The following is a 208-nucleotide window of genomic DNA, read 5'->3' on the forward strand; positions in this document are numbered from 1 at the left end:
TCTTGCACGATGGCTGCAAAGCGGTACTGAAAATGCTGTCTGCCTTCCAGCAGTGTGTAACTAATACCTGCCAAATCCTTCGTTGTAATTTCCCCTGCCGTTACCATTTCCCGCAATTCATTTATTTTTTTTTGCAAGCCCTTTTCCGTCTTCGCTGACAAAGCTATCAAATAGCTAGGAACTGTCTCTTCCTCCATCTCCCTCTCAC

Annotated in this window: 1 protein-coding gene; it reads right to left on the reverse strand. The window is 45.2% G+C overall.

Translation table 11 applies throughout. From position 1 onward, the window contains the following. Positions 1 to 197: CurL C-terminal domain-containing protein (locus tag KVT34_RS33165; RefSeq protein ID WP_217563428.1), on the reverse strand; the 197-nt coding region annotated here is incomplete at its 3' end. Positions 198 to 208: the final 11 nt, after the last annotated feature.

This window comes from Paenibacillus sp. GbtcB18 (assembly GCF_019091125.1).
Classification (GTDB): Bacteria; Bacillota; Bacilli; order Paenibacillales; family NBRC-103111; genus Paenibacillus_F; species Paenibacillus_F chitinolyticus.